Source organism: Pseudomonas sp. RIT-PI-o (genome assembly GCF_001297215.1).
Lineage (GTDB): Bacteria > Pseudomonadota > Gammaproteobacteria > Pseudomonadales > Pseudomonadaceae > Aquipseudomonas > Aquipseudomonas moraviensis_A.
This window is the reverse complement of record NZ_LHPA01000012.1, coordinates 36,238-54,717: the sequence shown is the minus strand read 5'-3', so window position 1 is coordinate 54,717 and position 18,480 is coordinate 36,238. Positions and strand designations below refer to the sequence as shown.

Genomic DNA, 18,480 nt, shown 5'->3' with positions numbered 1-18,480 from the left:
GGCGAGGGAGCTTGCTCCCGCTGGGTTGCGCAGCAGCCCCAAATCCATTCAGCCGGGTGAGTCAGGCACACCGCACTCACCGGGTTTACGACTGCTTCGCAGCCGAGCGGGAGCAAGCTCCCTCGCCACAGGGACTGATTTCACTCGTAATCAGGGATTGCCGCGAAGCGGCATGACACCGCCGGTTTTTCGTCTTCTGCACATTTCAAATTCCCCCTCCATCCCCCTCAAGTCCCTTGTTTACCGGGCCTTCGTCCGCCAATAAAAAGTTGGTCTGCAAATTGCTTATGGCTGAGCAGTACAGCGGTGGGCGGCAAACGTCCGGCATGCAGAGGAAACACAGTGGACAAGTACCTTTATGTGGCAATGACCGGCGCCAGCCAGAACGCACTGGCGCAGCGGGCGCATGCCAACAACCTGGCGAACATCTCCACCAACGGCTTTCAGCGCGACCTTGAGCAGGCGCGGTCGATGCCGGTGTTTGGTGACAGCTTTCCGGCGCGCGCGTTTGCCATGAGCGAGCGTCCCGCCACCGATTTCACCCCGGGCTCGCTGGTGCAGACCGGTCGTGAACTCGACGTCGCGGTATCCGGCAACGGTTTCATCGCCGTGCAGAACCCCGGTGGCGGTGAAAGCTACGTGCGCACCGGCAGCCTGAACATCGACGCCCTCGGCGTGCTGCGCGCCGGCAACGGCATGCCGGTAATCGGTAACGGCGGCCCGATCGCTGTGCCGCCCGAGCAGCAGGTCGAAGTCGGTGAAGACGGCACCATCAGCATCCGCGCCATGGGTGAAGGCCCGCGCGTGATGGCCGAAGTCGACCGCATCAAGCTGGTCAACCCGGACATCAAGAACATGAACAAAGGTCTCGACGGTTCGATTTACACCAAGGACGGCCAGCCGGCGCAAGCCGACGCCAACGTCAAACTGGTCTCGGGTTTCCTCGAGTCGAGCAACGTCAATGCCGTGGAAGAAATGACCTCGGTGCTGGCCCTGGCCAAGCAGTTCGAGTTGCACGTCAAGATGATGAACACCGCCAAAGACGACGACCAGGCCATGGCTCGGGTCTTGCAGATCAGCTAATTATCAGAACGTCGCGCCGTAAAACAGGCGCACGAGGAGAATCGAATGCTTCCGGCTCTATGGGTTGCCAAAACCGGTCTGTCCGCCCAGGACACCAACCTGACCACCATTTCCAACAACCTGGCGAACGTTTCGACCACGGGTTTCAAACGTGACCGTGCCGAGTTCCAGGACCTGCTGTACCAGATCAAGCGTCAGCCAGGTGCTCAGTCGACCCAGGACAGCGAACTGCCGTCGGGTCTGCAAGTGGGTACCGGTGTGCGCATTGTCGGCACCCAGAAGAACTTCACCGCCGGCAGCCTGCAAACCACCGAGCAGCCGCTGGACATGGCCATCGACGGTCGCGGTTTCTTCCAGATCCTGCAGCCGGATGGCACCACGTCCTACACCCGTGACGGTACGTTCCACCTCGACTCCAATGGCCAGATCGTCAACGCCAGCGGTTTCGCTCTGGAGCCGGCGATCATCATCCCGAACGATGCGCAGACCTTCACCGTCGGCCGTGACGGCACCGTGTCGATCACCATCGCCGGCAACCCGGCTTCGCAAGTGATCGGCAACCTGCAGACCGCCGACTTCATCAACCCGGCCGGCCTGCAAGCCGTGGGCAACAACCTGTTCCTCGAAACCGCTGCTTCCGGCGCACCGCAAATCGGCACTCCGGGCCTGAACGGTTTCGGTACCACGCTGCAGAACACCCTGGAAACCTCGAACGTCAGCACCGTTGAAGAGATGGTCAACATGATCACCACTCAGCGCGCCTACGAGATGAACTCCAAGGTGATCTCCACCGCCGACCAGATGCTCTCGTTCGTAACGCAGAATCTGTAATCCAGTCTATGGGGCGGCCTGAGGTCGCCAGCAACACCGTGAGGTAGGGTCATGAAGCGCTTTGTATCTGTTCTGGCATTGGGTGGGGTCGTCTCGCTCGCGGGCTGCGTCGCTCCGGCGCCCAAGCCCAATGACCCTTACTACGCCCCGGTGTTGCCGCGCACACCGTTGCCGGCGGCCGCCAATAACGGCTCGATCTATCAGGCCGGCTTCGAGCAGAACCTGTACAGCGACCGCAAGGCGTTCCGGGTCGGTGACATCATCACCATCACCCTCAACGAGCGTACCCAGGCGAGCAAGAACGCCAACTCGCAGATGGACAAGAACAGCGACAACAAGATCGGTCTGACCTCGTTGTTCGGCTCCAGCCTGACGACCAACAACCCGATCGGTGGCAACGACCTGAGCCTCAACGCCGGCTACAGCGCCGACCGTTCGACCAAGGGCGACGCCAAGTCCGGGCAGAGCAACAGCCTGACCGGCTCGATCACCGTGACCGTGGCCGACGTGCTGCCCAACGGCATCATCGCCGTGCGTGGCGAGAAGTGGCTGACGCTCAACACCGGTGACGAACTGGTGCGCATTGCCGGCATGGTCCGCGCCGATGACATCGCGACCGACAACACCGTGTCGTCGACCCGCGTCGCCGATGCGCGCATCACCTACTCGGGTACCGGCGCGTTTGCCGATACGAGTCAGCCAGGCTGGTTCGACCGTTTCTTCCTCAGCCCGCTGTTCCCTTTCTAGGTGGCTACGTTGAATCTGAAAAGCCTTATGGTGGCCGCATTATTGATGTCTGCGGCTTTCACCGCACACGCCGAGCGGCTGAAAGACATCGCCAGCATTTCCGGCGTGCGCTCCAACCAGTTGATCGGTTACGGCCTGGTGGTCGGGCTTAACGGCACCGGTGACCAGACGACGCAGACTCCGTTCACCCTGCAGACCTTCAACAACATGCTTTCGCAGTTCGGCATCAAGGTACCGCCGGGCTCGGGCAACGTGCAGTTGAAGAACGTCGCGGCGGTGTCGGTGAGTGCCGATCTGCCGGCGTTTGCCAAACCGGGTCAGCAGGTCGATATCACCGTGTCCTCGATCGGTAACTCCAAGAGCCTGCGTGGCGGCACCTTGTTGCTGACGCCGCTCAAAGGTATCGACGGCAACGTCTATGCGATTGCTCAGGGCAACCTCGTGGTCGGCGGTTTCGATGCCGAAGGTCGTGACGGTTCGAAGATCACCGTCAACGTTCCGTCGGCCGGCCGCATCCCTGGCGGTGCGTCGGTGGAGCGTGCAGTGCCGAGCGGTTTCAACCAGGGCAACAGCCTGACGCTGAACCTCAACCGCTCCGACTTCACCACCGCCAAGCGCATCGTCGACAAGGTCAACGACATGCTCGGTCCTGGCGTCGCCCAAGCCATCGACGGCGGTTCGGTGCGCGTGACTGCGCCACTGGATCCGAGCCAGCGCGTCGACTACCTGTCGATCCTGGAAAACCTCGAAATCGATCCGGGTCAGGCGGTGGCGAAGGTCATCATCAACTCGCGCACCGGCACCATCGTCATCGGCCAGAACGTGAAAGTGTCGCCAGCCGCCGTAACCCACGGCAGCCTGACCGTGACCATCACCGAAGACCCGATCGTCAGCCAGCCGGGGCCGCTGTCCAACGGCCAGACCGCCGTCGTGCCGCGCTCGCGGGTGAATGCTGAACAGGAAGCCAAACCGATGTTCAAGTTCGGCCCGGGCACCACCCTCGACGAGATCGTCCGTGCGGTGAACCAGGTCGGCGCAGCACCGGGTGACCTGATGGCGATTCTCGAAGCTCTGAAGCAGGCCGGCGCATTGCAAGCCGACCTGATCGTGATCTGAGGCCGACCACCATGGATATGCGCAAAAGCGGTCTGGTCAGCAGCAGCGATTCGGGTTCCTACTCGGACCTCAATCGTCTGAACCAGCTCAAGGTCGGCGACAAGAACAGCGACGAAAACATGCGCAAGGTGGCGCAGGAGTTCGAGTCGCTGTTCCTTGGCGAAATGCTCAAGTCGATGCGTTCGGCCACCGAAGCGCTCGGCCAGGACAACCCGCTCAACACGCCAGCGGCCAAGCAGTACCAGGAAATGTACGACCAGCAACTGGCGGTTTCCATGTCCCGCGAGGGCGGTGGTATCGGCCTGGCTGACGTGCTGATCCGGCAGATGTCGAAGAACAAACCGATGGCGCCGGGCGAGGCTGCGGCTGCGTCCGCCGCCAAGCAACAGGAAGCGCTGGCCAAGGCCGCCGCCGTGCCGACACCGATTGCCGCCGGCACCGTCGCCACCGGTCCACTGTCCCGCGTCAACGGCGAGCGTCCGTTGTGGGCATCGCGCTCGGTGCATGCGCCGAATACCGATATTTCCCATCGCAACGACATGGCGCTGATCAATCAGCGGCGTCTGGCGCTGCCGCCGAAACTGGCCGATCGCTTGCTCGCGGGCCTGGTACCGTCGGCGCCGAGCGCTGCCACTGCGACCACCACGACGGCCGCGACCAACGCCTTGCCGCAACGTGCTGCGACCACCGCCATCAGCGGTTCCGGCGCGTTGTACAACGGCGACTGGCTGGCCCGTGCCGAAGAACAGAAAGCCGCCGGCGGGCAGATGCAGGTCTACGGCCGCGCCATGGCGCAGATTCCGCTGGCACCGGCGAAGAAGGCCTTCAGTTCGGCCGACGAATTCGTCAACACCATGCTGCCGATGGCCAAGGAGGCCGCCGACCGCATCGGCGTCGATCCGCGTTATCTGGTGGCGCAAGCGGCACTGGAAACCGGCTGGGGCAAATCGGTCATGCGCGCCCAGGACGGCAGCAGCAGCCACAACCTGTTCGGCATCAAGGCGAGCAGCAACTGGAAGGGCGATTCGGCCCGCGCGATCACCAGCGAGTTCCGCAATGGCGCGATGGTCAAGGAGACCGCGGAGTTCCGTTCCTATGCCTCGTACAAGGACAGCTTCCACGATCTGGTGACGTTGCTGCAGAGCAACAATCGCTATCAAGAAGTGCTGAAGTCGGCCGATAACCCAGAACAGTTTGTACGCGAGTTGCAGAAGGCCGGTTACGCCACCGACCCGAACTACGCGACGAAGATTTCGCAAATTGCCAAGCAGATGAACAGTTTTGAAAACTACGCTGCGGCGGGTGTCTCCACCACGCCTTTATAAGGCACCAGGTAATAAGGTCTGAACCATGAGTTTGCTCAATATCGGGATGTCGGGACTGTCGGCCAGCCAGTCCTCTCTGGCTACGACAGGCAACAACATTGCCAACGTCGACACCGCCGGTTATTCACGTCAGCAAACCGTGCAGGGCACCAAGTCCTCGCAGCAGTACGGCAGCGTTTTCATCGGCACGGGCACGACCCTGGCCGACGTGCGTCGGGTGTACAACTCGTACCTGGAGTCGCAGCTGCACACCGCGACTTCCCTGGACAGCGAATCGGCCGCGTTCCTCAAGCAGGCGACGCCGCTGGATTCCATTCTGTCGGACACCAACACCGGCCTGACCGGTGTGCTGCAGAAATTCTTCACCTCGATGCAGGGCGTATCGACGTCGGCCACCGATGACACTTCGCGTCAGTCGGTGTTGACCGGTGCGCAGGCGCTGACCAGCCGCTTCAATACCCTGGCCAAACAGCTCAACGATCAGAACACCACGATCAACGGCAGCCTCGGCGACATGACCGCCCAGGTGAACAAACTCGCCACGTCGATCGCCAATCTCAACCAGAAGATCGGCGAAATCTCCACCAGTGGCGGGGCGCCGAACGACCTGCTCGACAGCCGTAACGAAGCGGTGCGTCAGCTGTCCGAGCTGACCGGTGCCCAGGTCGTCGAGCGCGGCACCAGCTTCGACATTTATGTCGGCAGCGGTCAGCCACTGGTCATCGGCAACACCACCAACAGCCTGAGCATGGTCGCGAGCAAGACCGACCCGTCGCGCATGGCGATCCAGATGGATCGCGGTTCGAGCACCATCGACATCACCTCGGTGATCAGCGGTGGCGAAATCGGTGGCCTGCTGACCTATCGCAAGGAAGTCCTCGACCCGTCGCTCAACGAGCTCGGTCGCGTGGCCCTGGTGATTGCCGATCAGATCAACAGCCAGCAAGCCCAGGGCATCGACAAGAACGGTGACTTCGGCGCGGCGATTTTCAACAACATCAACAGTGCCGCACTGATCAGTCAGCGCAGCATTGCGAAGGATGGCAACAGCGCCGGTTCGGGCAACCTCGATGTGACCATCAAGGACACCGGCAAGCTGACCACCAGCGATTATCAGGTGACCTTCACCAGCGCCACCGATTACACCGTCAAGCGTTCCGACGGCACCGATCTGGGCGCGTTCAGCACCACGACCAACCCGCCGCCAGTGATTGACGGCTTTACCCTGGCCTTGAATGGCGGCGCGCTGAGCGCGGGTGACTCGTTCAAGATCACGCCGACCCGCAACGCGGCGGCGAGCATTCAGACCGTGCTCAGCGATCCGAAGAAAATCGCTGCGGCAGGTCCCTTGACCGGCGTCGCCAGCGCCAACGGCCTGGGCAATTACACCCAGCCGACGCTCAGCGACAAGATCGACATCTACAACCCGACCGCCCAGGCCGACATGCAGGCGGCGTTGAAGAACTCGACACCGGTCAAACTGGTGTTCGGCGCAGCCAGCGGTGGCAGTCAATCGTACAATTTGGTCGACGCCAAGGGCGCGACCATCGGCACCGGCACCATCGTGCCTGGCCAGTCGAACACGCTGAATCTGAAAGTCGGCATCGTCGATGCCAGCGGCAACCCGGTGATGGACACTACCGTCACGCCGAACGTACAGAAGACCTTCACCGTGCAGACCACCGTGGGCGGCACGCCGAAATCCGGCGAGACCTTCACCATGAACCTGACCGGCGCGGCGTCTTCGGACAACCGCAACGCTCAGGCACTGGTCGCGTTGCAAACCAAACAGACCGTGGACACCGGTTCGGCGAGCAAGGGCATCAGCCTGACCGACGCCTACAACACCCTGGTGACCAACGTCGGTACCAAGACCGCCCAAGGCAAATCCGACAGCGCCGCGACCACGGCGATTCTGGAGAACGCCAAGGGTGCCCGCGATTCGCTGTCCGGGGTCAACCTGGATGAAGAAACCGGCAACCTGGTCAAGTACCAGCAGTACTACACAGCGTCTTCGCAGATCATCAAAGCTGCGCAGGAAACTTTCGCCACGCTGATCAACAGCCTTTAAGGAGTCGTAATTCATGCGCATTTCCACCGCCCAGTATTACGGAACGCAAGCTTCGGATTATCAGCGTAACTTCAACAAGGCCGTCGCCACCGCGAGCGAGGCGAGCAGCCTGCAGCGCATCAACACCGCCGCCGATGATCCGATCGGTGCCGGACGTCTGCTGCAGCTGGGTCAGCAGGCAGCGATGCTGGATCAGTACAAGACCAACGTCGATACCACCAAAAGCGCGTTGAATGTGCAGGAGTCCACGCTGGACTCGATCACCACGGCGTTGGCCCGTGCCAAGGAACTCGCGCTGGCCGCGAACAACGGCACGATCACCGACAAGGATCGCCAGGCTTACGCCTCGGAGATGGGCGAGATCCAGCAACAAGTGCTGGGCCTGATGAACGCCAAGGACGCCAACGGTAATTACCTGTTCTCCGGTTCGAAAACCGATACCGCGCCTTACTCGAAGAATTCTGACGGCACATTCACCTACAACGGCGACCAGACCACCATCAATCTGGGCATCGGCGACGGCATGACCGTGGGCACCAATACCACCGGTTGGGACGCGTTCCAGCAGACCATCAACACCGGCCGCACCAACACCAAAATGACTGCGCCAGCCGTCGATGACGGCCGTGTCGTGCTGTCCAACGGCACCGTCGGCACTGTTGCCACCTACGATGCCAAGTTCACTGCCGGGCAGCCGTACACCGTCGATTTCGTCAGCAGCACCCAGCTGAAGATCACCGATGCCTTGGGCAACGACGTGACCGCCGAGGCCAGCCAGAATGGCCTGATCAGCAACAGCAGCGGCGCCAACCAGACTGTCAGCTTCCGTGGCGTAGACCTCAAGCTGAACGTCAACCTGAAGGCCGGCGATACCAATCCGGACGCGGTTATCGCAGGGCACAGCTTCCAGCTGTCGGCCTCGCCGGACTCGTTCACCACCACGCGCAATCCGGGTAACCCGTCGACCAGCGTGATCACTGGTTCGACCATCACCGATCAGGCGGCCTATAACGCAGCGTTCCCGCAGGGCGGCGCGGTGCTCAAGTTCACCAGTGCCACCGATTTCGATCTGTATGCCGCGCCGGTGACGGCCGACAGCAAGCCGGTTTCCTCGGGCACGGTAGTGGGCGGTAACGCGACGGCTGCCGGTGTGACTTTCGCCCTGGGCAACACGCCGGCAACGGGTGATCAGTTCTCGATCCAGCCAAACAATCACCAGACCCAGAACGTGCTCGACACCCTGGGCCAGATGATCTCCGCGCTGAACACGCCGGTCGATGGCGATCCGGTTGCCAAGCAGAAGTTGCAGGGCGCGATGGAGGCAGGCCTCGGCAACATCGACGCCGCCGCCAATCAGATCGGCACCGCAGTCACCACCATTGGTGCGCGCGGCCAGGCGCTGGACATGCAGGCCATCACCAACGACAGCCTGACCACGGCGAACAGCACGACCCAGGGTTCGATCCGTGATTCCGATCCGGCTGAAGTCATGACCCGTCTGACGCTGCAACAGACCATGCTGCAAGCCGCGCAACTGGCGTTCAGCAAGATCAGTCAGTTGGGTCTGTTCAACAAGATCTGATGCCTGGCGGGCGCGTGAGCGCCCGCTAACGTTGTCCCTCTGTTAATGATTTTTTGCGGTATCAAGGGCTCGTTTTTCCGAGCGGGCTCGTACCGCCTGTGAGCCCGCCGTGAATTCTCTTCCTCTCGTCAGCATCGCTATTCCTGCCTTCAATCCGCGCTTCTTCGAGCGGACGCTGAGCAGCGCCGTCAGTCAGACTTACGGCCATCTGGATATCGTCGTGTGCGATGACAGCTGTGGCGACCAGATCGAGTCCATCGTCAACGCGGTCGTGGAGCAGACGGGCGTGATGGTGCGTTATGTGCGCAATCCTCTGACGCTCGGGCTGGTAGGCAATCTGAAGGTCTGCCTCGAGCAGGCGCGTGGCGAGTTCATCAAGTTTCTGTGTGACGATGACTTGCTTTATTCGGCCTGTATCGAACAGCAAGCCCATGAGCTGCAACGCGAAGAAGTCAGTCTGGTAATCGCGCAGCGGCTGTTGTGGGACGCCAACGACATCATTCTGCCGGGGCGTCTGGAAAACAGTTCGTTGTCGCCGGTCAGTGGGTTGCTCAAGGGGGACGATCTCCTGAGCATCTTCGAAAAATTTCCGGTCAACGTCCTCGGCGGCTTCAGCAGCGCGTTGTTCCGCCGTTCCGACGTTGCCGAGCTGTTGCCGGCCCTGACGGAAGAGGGCGCGTGCTTCGTCGCCACTCTGGATTTTGCCTTGTATGTCTGCCTGCTGCGGCGCGGCAACATGGTCACCTCCAACAATGTACTGAGCGCCGAGCGACTTTATCCTGAGCGTCTGAGTGCGCAGCAGGCGATGAAGGACGCGGCGGAAACCGAGCGCGAGTGGATTTCGCAAATGCTCAAGGTCCGCAGCGGTGAGTCGGCACCCGCACCAGGCTGGGTTCGCTTTGTGCGACTGACCAGGGCGGACGAGTCACCGCGCATTTGGGAAGAGTTGCCGCTGAGCCGTACCCTTGGCACCAAGCAGAGCCGTCAGGAGTTGGGCGTGGGTGTCGACAGCTTCAGTTTCGGCGAGCTCTATGCGCAGTGGCTGGCGTGTCGGGTGCTCACCGAGGCGCAGCGCAAATGGCTGCCAGAAACCCTCGCCGGCTGGCCGCATCAACCCCGAATCGTACCGATCATTATCGACGTGCAGGGCAGTCGCGATGCTCTGGAGCGCACCTTGGCCGCGCTCGCCGCCCAGGACTATCCGCCGGAACTGGTGCTGGTGTTGTCCGCGGCCTGTAGCGAAGCGCAGTTGCAGGAAAGGGTGTTCCATATGCCGTTGCAGGATGACGGTCTGGAACAGATCAACACGCTGCTGCCGCAACTCGAAGGCGCCGACTGGTTCTATCTGCTGCAACCGGGTGATTGCCCGGTGGCGCCGGCGTTGCTGGTGATGGCCGACCGCATTGCGCATTCGCGGTCGCTGACCTGCCTGTACAGCGACGAAGGCAGTCTGCGCGACGGCGAATCGGCGGAGCCGGCGTTCAAGCCGGATTTCAACCTCGACCTGATGCGCAGCTATCCGTACGTCGGCCGTGCACTGGCATTCCAGCGTGAACGCTTTCTGGCGCTCGGCGGTTTTGCTCCGGCGTTCGCCGAACTGGCACCCCACGATGTGCTCTGGCGGATGGTCGAAAGCGATGGCCTGCAAGTCGTCGGGCATATCGCCGAGGTGTTGCTGGAATCGAAATTCGACCTGTCGCAATGGCTCACTGAGCCGGGCGTCGTCGAACAGAGTCCGCGCATTCTCGAGGCGCATCTGCAGCGTCTGGGAATTGCTCACGACATCCGCCGCGGCAGCCGGGAACTGCTCAACCGTGTCGACTACCATCACCCACGGCGCCCCTTGGTTTCGGTGATCATCGTCACCCAGGATCAGACCGCAGCCTTGCAGCGTTGCGTCGAGACGTTGCTGGAAAAGACCGCTTACAGCGAGTACGAATTACTGCTGGTCGACAACGGCAGCGAAAGCGCCGAAGCGTTGGCCTGGCTGGATGGCATGGCGCAATTGGGTGGTGAGCGCATTCGCGTGCTGAGGTATCGGCAAAAGGGCAATGCTGCTGCCGTGCACAATTTTGCCGTGCAACAGGCGCGCGGTGAGTACGTGCTGATGCTCAATGCCTTCGCTGTGATCACCCAGGCTGACTGGCTCGATGAATTGCTCAATCATGGGCAACGACCGGAAGTCGGTGTGGTCGGTGCCAAGCTGTTCAACCCGGACGGCGGTATATTGCACGCCGGCCTGATTCTCGGATTGAACGGGCCGGTCGGGCTGCCGTTCTATGGCCAGCCGATGCAGTCGGAAGGTTACATGTACCGCTTACAGGCAGTGCATGACCTGAGTGCCGTGGGCGGTGATTGCCTGATGATTCGAAAGTCGGTGTTCGACGCCGCTGGTGGCCTGGATGAGCAGGATCTCAAACAAACGCTGAATGTCGCAGACTTGTGTCTGCGCGTCGGCCGCGACGGTTATCTGGTGGTGATGAATCCGCACGCCGTGCTGGCCGTTGGCGCACGGCCAAGTGCGGCGACCACCCCGCAAGAGGAAGCGCAGCACGCCGAGGAAAAAGACACGTTTTATCAGCGCTGGTTGCCACTGGTTGCCCGTGACCCGGCTTACAATGTCAACCTAACGTTGCAGGGTGTGGGCGCCACCAATTTCAGTCTGGAACCGGGTCTGCGCACCGGCTGGAACGCTTTCTCCACGGCCCTGCTGCCTAACGTGCTCGCGGTGCCGATCAACGCTTCTGCCATCGGCCACTACCGGATCAGCCAGCCGATGATCGAGCTGGAAGCAGCCAATCGGGTAGAAGGGCGCATCTGCTATGGCTTGCCGTCGATCATCGATATCGAACGGCAGTCACCCGATGTGATCGTTCTGCAGGGGCGTTACTCGGAGCACACCATCGATGAAATCCCGCCGCTGAAAAAGTTTTTCAACGCGCGACGGATCTTCGAACTCGACGATTATGTCATCGACGTTCCCCATCGCAACGCACACATCCGCAATATGCCGGGCAAGGCGGACATGGAGCGCATGGTGCGCCGGGCGATCGGCCTGTGTGATCGCGTGGTGGTCTCGACTGCGCCGCTGGCCAACGCATTGGCGGATATGCACCAGGACATTCGTGTGGTGCCGAACATGCTGGCCAAGGATTTGTGGGGGCACCTGCGCAGCCAGCGTCGCACCTCGAAAAAACCGCGCGTCGGCTGGGGCGGCGGCACCAGTCACCATGGTGACCTGGCGGTGATCGCCGACGTAGTGCGGGAATTGGCCAACGAGGTGGACTGGGTGTTCTTCGGTATGTGCCCGGATGATTTGCTGCCGTACATGCATGAGTTTCATGGCGTTATTGCGCTGGATGTCTATCCGGCAAAACTGGCCAGTCTGAATCTGGACCTGGCGTTGGCGCCGTTGGAGTTCCACATCTTCAACGACTGCAAAAGCAACCTGAGGCTGCTCGAGTACGGCGCCTGCGGGTTTCCGGTGGTCTGTACCGATACCGAGGCTTATCGCGGCTACCTGCCGTGTACGCGGGTCAAGACAAACACGACCGATGAATGGCTACAGGCTATCCGCATGCATTTGGCTGACCCGGATGCCAGTTATCGCATGGGCGATGAATTGCGTGAGGTGGTGCTGCGCGACTATGTCTTGCGGGGGGATAACTTGCGGCATTGGGAATATGGGTGGTTGGCGGATTGATTGGAATGCAGTCGTGACCATACGAACAGGCGCCTTTGACAAAAGCCGCCTGTTTTTTCTAGCTTGTTATTTACGCTTCTCTCGAAAGAATTTCTGTTCACGGCTAAAGCTTTAATCATTTGCTGTCGGTATTTACCTAATCGTCTGTCTTCAACGTTCGCTGCAATGACCTGTGATCACCACACGAACCTGTACCGATTCACAACAAGGCAAGGAAGAAAAATTGGCGGTCATAAACGGAACAAACGGCGCGGATACGCTGGTGGGTACTGCCATGTCATTGCAAAGGACGAGGGTGGGCGATGACCTGATCCTTAATGACTCCGGCAGAACCGATCAGGGAGTCAAGCTGCAGGACTGGTTCGCAGGCCAAAACACTATCGAGTAATTCGAGGCGGCCAACGGCGATGTTCTGCCAATCAATGATGGGTTCAGTATGTTTGGCTAGTTTTCCGACTCGTCTGAGTAATTGAATGAAAGGGATGAATCCGCCAAAGGATTCATCCCTTTTTTTGCTCTACGGCCCATCCAATACGGAAGCCATCGAGCTGGCGCGTTTCCTGCAGGCTCCCCTCAAATCGCCATAAAACGAGCGCTCGCGGTCATTCCTCCTGCGCCCGGATCGGCAGAAGGTTCAGCGAGAAGGCCCGCAACGCTCAACAAAGCAGTGCGCAGCGCGGTGAACGTACGAGAGGGGAGATGATGAAGGCAGTTATTTTGGCGGGTGGCCTCGGCACGCGCATCAGTGAAGAGTCGCACCTCAAGCCCAAGCCGATGATCGAGATCGGCGGCAAGCCAATTCTCTGGCACATCATGAAGCAGTATTCCGCCCACGGGATCCACGACTTCGTCATCTGCCTGGGCTACAAGGGCTACGCAATCAAGGACTTCTTCGCCAATTATTTTCTGCACACCTCCGATGTCACTTTCAACATGCGTGAAAACCGCATGGACGTGCACCAGAACTACAGCGAGCCGTGGAGCGTGACCCTCATCGACACCGGCGAGGAGACCATGACCGGTGGACGCCTGTTGCGTGCCGGCCGTTACCTCAAGGATGAAGAGGCGTTCTGCTTCACCTACGGCGATGGCGTTTCCGATTTGAACATCCGTGAATTGGTCGATTACCACAAGGGCCATGGTCGTTTGGCTACCGTCACCGCCGTGCAGCCACCGGGGCGCTACGGTGCACTTGAGCGTCAAGGCGATCAGGTCCTCGGCTTCACTGAAAAACCCCGTGGCGACGGCGGCTGGATCAATGGCGGCTTCTTCGTCCTGTCGCCGAAAGTCTTGCCCTACATCGCTGGCGATGAAACTACCTGGGAAGCCGAGCCATTGGCGCGTCTAGCCCGCGAGGAGCAATTGAAAGCGTTTGAACACGACGGCTTCTGGCAACCGATGGACACCCTGCGCGACAAGAACCATCTCGAAGCGCTGTGGCAAAGCGGGGAGGCCCCATGGAAGCAATGGGCCTGAATGCGGATTTCTGGCGTGGCAAACGCGTGCTGGTCACCGGACACACCGGTTTCAAGGGCAGTTGGCTGACCCTGTGGCTGCAAAGCCTCGGCGCGCAGGTCAGCGGTTTTTCGCTAGACCCATCAACCGAACCGAGCCTGTTCGAACTGGCGCGCGTACACGAAGGCATCAACGACCAGCGCGGCGATTTGCGTGACCTCGGTGCCTTGCTCGAGATCATCGCCGAGACCGAGCCGGAGATCGTTCTGCATCTGGCGGCGCAGCCCTTGGTGCGCGAGGGCTATCGCGATCCGCTCGGCACCTATTCCAGCAACGTCATGGGCACGCTGAATCTGCTCGAAGCGATCCGTCAGGTCGGCGGCGTGCGGGCATGCGTGCTGGTGACCACCGACAAGGTCTACGCCAACAAGGAATGGCTGTGGCCGTACCGCGAAGACGAAGCCCTCGGTGGCCACGATCCTTACAGCAGCAGCAAGGCCTGCTGCGAATTGCTCGCGCAGTCCTATGCCGCGTCGTTTTTCCCGGCGGACAAACATGCCGAACACGGTCTGGCCCTGGCTACCGCACGCGCCGGCAATGTGCTGGGCGGTGGTGATTTTGCGCCGGAGCGACTGATCCCCGACGTACTGAAAGCCTGGACCGCCGACGAGCCGGTGACCCTGCGTTACCCGCAAGCCGTGCGCCCGTGGCAGCACGCGCTGGAGCCGCTGGCCGGATATCTGCAACTGGCTGCCGCGCTGTACGAATACGGCCCGGAATACGCCGGTGCGTGGAACTTCGGCCCCGGTGAGGCAGACATGTGCAGCGTCGGTGAAGTGGTTGAACTGCTCGCCAATCGCTGGCCGCTGGCCCGTGGCTTGCGCATCGAACCGAGTGAACTGCACGAAGCCGGTCTGCTGCGTCTGGACAGCAGTCGCGCGCGGCAGGTGCTCGGCTGGCAGCCGCGCTGGTCGTTGCAGGCTTGCCTGGCGCAGACCCTCGATTGGCACTTGGCGTGGCAGAACGGCGATGACATGCGCGCCGTAACTCTGGGTCAATTGAATTTGTACCGAGGCGCGCTGTGAGCGAGTTTTCCCTGAAAGCGTTGCCGCTGGCCGGTCTGTTCTGCGTTCAACACAAGCGCTTCGAAGATCAGCGCGGGCACTTTGCCCGGTTGTTCTGCGAGGGCAGCCTGAGTGCGTTTGGCAGCGCTTTCCACATCCGCCAGATCAACCATTCCTGCACTCGCGAGAAGGGCAGTGTGCGTGGCCTGCACTATCAGAATGCCGACGCCCAGGAAGCCAAACTGATCACGTGCCTGCGCGGTGAAGTCTGGGATGTCGCGGTGGATCTGCGTCCTGACTCGGAAACCTTTTTACACTGGCACGCCGAGCACTTGAAGGCGGGCGATGGCCGCAGCCTGTTGATTCCGGCCGGTTTCGCTCATGGCTTTCAGACGCTCACCGACGACGCCGAATTGCTCTATCTGCACAGCGCCGATTACGCGCCGGAACACGAGGGCGGCTTGTCGGTAAACGATCCTCGACTGGCGATTGCCTGGCCGTTGCCTGTCAATAATTTGTCAGCGCGTGATTCCAGCCATCCCGCGCTCGATCAACACTTTGCTGGAGTGCGTCTATGAACTGCCGTGGGTGCGCCGCACCGCTGAGCCTGCCGCTGATCGACCTCGGAACTTCGCCGCCGTCCAACGCCTACGTGCATGCCGATCGCCTGGAGCAGGCCGAGCAATGGGTGCCGTTGAAGGTTGCCGTGTGCGAGCAATGCTGGCTGGTGCAGACCGAGGACTACACCAGTGCCGACAGCCTTTTCGACGCCGAATATGCCTATTTCAGCTCGTTCTCCAGCACTTGGCTGAATCACGCCGAGCGCTATGTCGCCGAGATGAGCGAGCGCTTCGGTCTCAGCGCCGACAGTCGCGTGGTCGAAGTCGCCGCCAACGATGGTTACCTGCTGCAATACGTCGCCGCGCGCGGCATCCCGTGCCTGGGTGTCGAGCCGACCCGCAGCACCGCGCAAGCGGCACGGGAAAAAGGCCTGGAAATTCGCGAGCTGTTCTTCGGCCGCGACACCGCCACGCAATTGCGCAGCGAAGGCTGGAGCGCTGACCTGATGGCGGCCAACAACGTGCTCGCCCATGTGCCGGACATCAACGATTTCCTCGCCGGCTTCGCGACGTTGCTCAAGCCGACCGGTGTCGCCACTTTCGAGTTTCCGCAACTGCTGACGCTGATGGCCGGCGCGCAGTTCGACACGCTGTATCACGAACACTATTCCTACCTATCACTGACCGCCGTGCAGACCTTGTGCGAGCGCAATGGCCTGGAAGTGTTCGACGTCAGCCAGTTGAGCACTCACGGTGGCTCGTTGCGTGTATTCGTACAACGCAAGGACGGCCAGCGCCGTGCTGTTCTCCCGGCAGTGCAGCAACAACTGCAGGCCGAACTCGTTGCCGGGGTGAAAACCGCCGAGTACTACGCGACCCTCGCGCCGGCTGCCGAACGCATCAAACATGACCTGCTGCGCTTCCTGTTGCGGGCCAAAGCCGACGGTAAACGTGTGGTCGGATACGGCGCGGCGGCCAAGGGCAATACCTTGCTCAATTACGCCGGCGTCAAAGCGGATCTGCTGGCCTGGGTGGCCGATGCCAATCCGCACAAGCAGGGCAAATTCTTGCCGGGCAGTCGCATTCCGATCGTGGCGCCGGCGCAGATCGAAATCGACAAACCGGACTACGTGCTGGTGCTGCCGTGGAACCTGCTGCAAGAAGTCAGTCAGCAACTGGCGCAGGTGCGTCAGTGGGACGGGCGCTTCGTCATCGCCGTGCCTGAGTTGAAAGTACTGTGAAGGTTCTGGTTACCGGCGCTACCGGTTTTGTCGGTCGGCATCTGGTTGCTGTATTGCTTGAACGCGGCTGCGAAATTCGTGCGGTGGCGCGCAACCCAGAAAGGGCGCGAAGCATGCCGTGGATCGATGACGTGGAGTTCGTCAGCGCGGATATTCACGCTGTTGATCTGAATGTCGTCGCGCTGACCGAAGGCATCGACGCACTCGTGCATCTGGCCTGGCCGGGGCTGCCGAACTATCGGGCGCTGTTTCATTTCGAGCACAACCTGATGGCCGATTACCGCTTTATCAAAAGGGCGGTCGAGGCGGGCGTGCAGCAGGTTCTGGTGACCGGCACCTGCTTCGAATACGGCATGCAAAGCGGCCCGCTCAGCGAGTCAACCGAGCCACGGCCGAGCAATCCTTACGGTCTGGCCAAGCACACGCTGCACCTGTTTTTGCAGAACCTGCAGCAGGAGCGGCCGTTCACTTTGCAGTGGGCGCGGTTGTTCTATCTGCATGGCGAAGGGCAGAACCCCAACAGCCTGTTGGCCGCGCTTGACCGGGCGATCGATAGCGGTGAGCCGACCTTCAACATGTCGGCCGGTGAGCAGTTGCGCGATTTTCTCGCAATTGAAACCGCTGCGAGTCATCTCGCCGCGATCCTCCATCAGCGCGACTTCGCTGGCGTAGTCAACTGCGCCAGCGGTCAACCGGTGTCGGTGCGTGCGTTGGTCGAACAGCGCTTGCGTGAGCGTGGCGCAGCGCTGGATTTGAACCTCGGCCATTACCCCTATCCGACCCATGAGCCCATGGCGTTCTGGGCTGTGGTGGAGCGGTTACAACAATTACTCGAGGCCCAGCGCAGCAACTGATGCGCCTGCCGCGAAGGCCTTTTGGCCATGTGCAAACCCAATGAATTTTCAGTGAGACCGGACAATGAGCGATAACCTGATCAAGACCTTCGAAGCAGAGTGCCAGGCTGAAGTGGTTGCCCAAGGCCAGAACCAGGAACTCAAGGCGTTGGCCCAGCAGTTTTATAACGAGTCGGCCAAGCACAAGTACACCTATCACTTCTCGTGGATGGGCCGACCGATCATTCAGTTGCCGCAAGACATGATGGCGATGCAGGAACTGATCTGGCGGATCAAACCGGACTTGGTCATCGAGTGCGGTATCGCCCACGGCGGTTCGATCATTTACTACGCTTCGTTGCTGGAGCTGCAGGGCCATGGCGAAGTGCTCGGCATTGATCGCGATATCCGCGCGCACAACCGTGAGGCCATCGAAAGCCATCCGATGATCAAGCGCATCAGCATGATCGAAGGTTCCAGCCTCGACCCGGCGGTGGTCGAGCAGGTGCGTCAGGCGGCGGCCGGCAAGAAAGTCATTGTGGTACTCGACTCCAACCACACCCACGAGCATGTCCTCGAAGAGTTGCGTCTCTACGCACCATTGGTGTCGGTCGACAGCTATTGCGTGGTCATGGACACCGTCGTCGAGGACATGCCGGCCGATGCTTTCCCGGATCGTCCGTGGGGCCCGGGTGACAACCCGAAGACTGCGGTGTGGGCTTATCTCAAGGAAAACGCTGATTTTGAGATCGATCAGCAGATGCAGGACAAGTTGCTGATCACCGTTGCTTCGGACGGTTATCTGCGTCGGGTTCGTTGACAGTTTTTTCATTACAGCGTTTTCGCACGGTTTGATCGCGGCAGGAGAA

The 18,480-nt window shown here is 60.8% G+C and carries 14 protein-coding genes; all 14 read left to right on the top strand.

Going from position 1 to position 18,480, the window contains the following annotated elements; translation table 11 throughout:
- The first annotated feature begins 342 nt into the window (after window positions 1-342).
- On the top strand, window positions 343-1,083 hold the full coding sequence (locus AEQ63_RS05455) for a flagellar basal body rod protein FlgF (RefSeq protein WP_042607504.1): 741 nt from the start codon (window positions 343-345) through the stop codon (window positions 1,081-1,083).
- Window positions 1,084-1,128: 45 nt separating this feature from the next.
- The gene (gene flgG / locus AEQ63_RS05450) at window positions 1,129-1,914 is read left to right on the top strand and encodes a flagellar basal-body rod protein FlgG (protein ID WP_016771111.1); all 786 of its coding nucleotides are present in this window, start codon (window positions 1,129-1,131) and stop codon (window positions 1,912-1,914) included.
- Between the two features lie 51 nt (window positions 1,915-1,965).
- Window positions 1,966-2,661, top strand: coding sequence for a flagellar basal body L-ring protein FlgH (flgH, locus tag AEQ63_RS05445; protein WP_042607505.1), 696 nt, complete (start codon window positions 1,966-1,968; stop codon window positions 2,659-2,661).
- Window positions 2,662-2,688: 27 nt separating this feature from the next.
- On the top strand, window positions 2,689-3,777 hold the full coding sequence (locus AEQ63_RS05440) for a flagellar basal body P-ring protein FlgI (protein ID WP_024012083.1): 1,089 nt from the start codon (window positions 2,689-2,691) through the stop codon (window positions 3,775-3,777).
- Window positions 3,778-3,788: 11 nt separating this feature from the next.
- A complete protein-coding gene (gene flgJ, locus AEQ63_RS05435) occupies window positions 3,789-5,102 on the top strand; it encodes a flagellar assembly peptidoglycan hydrolase FlgJ (protein WP_042607506.1) in 1,314 nt (437 codons plus the stop codon).
- A gap of 25 nt (window positions 5,103-5,127) precedes the next feature.
- Window positions 5,128-7,173: a flagellar hook-associated protein FlgK gene (gene flgK, locus AEQ63_RS05430; protein ID WP_064362075.1), complete on the top strand. Its 2,046-nt coding sequence runs from the start codon at window positions 5,128-5,130 to the stop codon at window positions 7,171-7,173.
- Window positions 7,174-7,186: 13 nt separating this feature from the next.
- On the top strand, window positions 7,187-8,755 hold the full coding sequence (locus AEQ63_RS05425) for a flagellar hook-associated protein 3 (RefSeq protein WP_042607508.1): 1,569 nt from the start codon (window positions 7,187-7,189) through the stop codon (window positions 8,753-8,755).
- Between the two features lie 109 nt (window positions 8,756-8,864).
- Window positions 8,865-12,458, top strand: a complete 3,594-nt coding sequence (locus AEQ63_RS05420; protein ID WP_064362074.1) for a glycosyltransferase — start codon at window positions 8,865-8,867, stop codon at window positions 12,456-12,458.
- 702 nt (window positions 12,459-13,160) lie between these two features.
- Complete coding sequence (gene rfbF / locus AEQ63_RS05415) at window positions 13,161-13,934, top strand: glucose-1-phosphate cytidylyltransferase (RefSeq protein ID WP_064362095.1); 774 nt, start codon at window positions 13,161-13,163, stop codon at window positions 13,932-13,934.
- Window positions 13,916-14,998, top strand: a complete 1,083-nt coding sequence (gene rfbG / locus AEQ63_RS05410; RefSeq protein ID WP_042607511.1) for a CDP-glucose 4,6-dehydratase — start codon at window positions 13,916-13,918, stop codon at window positions 14,996-14,998. Before rfbF ends, rfbG begins: the two co-directional genes overlap by 19 nt.
- Complete coding sequence (rfbC, locus tag AEQ63_RS05405) at window positions 14,995-15,555, top strand: dTDP-4-dehydrorhamnose 3,5-epimerase (protein ID WP_064362073.1); 561 nt, start codon at window positions 14,995-14,997, stop codon at window positions 15,553-15,555. The genes rfbG and rfbC overlap by 4 nt, the downstream gene beginning before the upstream one ends.
- Window positions 15,552-16,778: a class I SAM-dependent methyltransferase gene (locus AEQ63_RS05400; RefSeq protein ID WP_064362072.1), complete on the top strand. Its 1,227-nt coding sequence runs from the start codon at window positions 15,552-15,554 to the stop codon at window positions 16,776-16,778. The genes rfbC and AEQ63_RS05400 overlap by 4 nt, the downstream gene beginning before the upstream one ends.
- Window positions 16,775-17,632 (top strand): NAD-dependent epimerase/dehydratase family protein, encoded by an 858-nt coding sequence (locus AEQ63_RS05395; RefSeq protein ID WP_064362071.1) that lies wholly within the window; start codon window positions 16,775-16,777, stop codon window positions 17,630-17,632. Before AEQ63_RS05400 ends, AEQ63_RS05395 begins: the two co-directional genes overlap by 4 nt.
- 64 nt (window positions 17,633-17,696) lie before the next feature.
- Entirely contained in the window at window positions 17,697-18,431 is a 735-nt protein-coding gene (locus tag AEQ63_RS05390) for a cephalosporin hydroxylase family protein (protein ID WP_042607515.1), read from the top strand.
- Window positions 18,432-18,480 lie beyond the last annotated feature (49 nt).

Coding starts and splice junctions, on each gene's coding strand:
- flgG (WP_016771111.1), top strand. CDS start 1,129: ATGCTTCCGGCTCTATGGGTTGCCAAAACCGGTCTGTCCGCCCAGGAC.
- flgH (WP_042607505.1), top strand. CDS start 1,966: ATGAAGCGCTTTGTATCTGTTCTGGCATTGGGTGGGGTCGTCTCGCTC.
- AEQ63_RS05440 (WP_024012083.1), top strand. CDS start 2,689: ATGGTGGCCGCATTATTGATGTCTGCGGCTTTCACCGCACACGCCGAG.
- flgJ (WP_042607506.1), top strand. CDS start 3,789: ATGGATATGCGCAAAAGCGGTCTGGTCAGCAGCAGCGATTCGGGTTCC.
- flgK (WP_064362075.1), top strand. CDS start 5,128: ATGAGTTTGCTCAATATCGGGATGTCGGGACTGTCGGCCAGCCAGTCC.
- AEQ63_RS05425 (WP_042607508.1), top strand. CDS start 7,187: ATGCGCATTTCCACCGCCCAGTATTACGGAACGCAAGCTTCGGATTAT.
- rfbF (WP_064362095.1), top strand. CDS start 13,161: ATGAAGGCAGTTATTTTGGCGGGTGGCCTCGGCACGCGCATCAGTGAA.
- rfbG (WP_042607511.1), top strand. CDS start 13,916: ATGGAAGCAATGGGCCTGAATGCGGATTTCTGGCGTGGCAAACGCGTG.
- AEQ63_RS05400 (WP_064362072.1), top strand. CDS start 15,552: ATGAACTGCCGTGGGTGCGCCGCACCGCTGAGCCTGCCGCTGATCGAC.
- AEQ63_RS05390 (WP_042607515.1), top strand. CDS start 17,697: ATGAGCGATAACCTGATCAAGACCTTCGAAGCAGAGTGCCAGGCTGAA.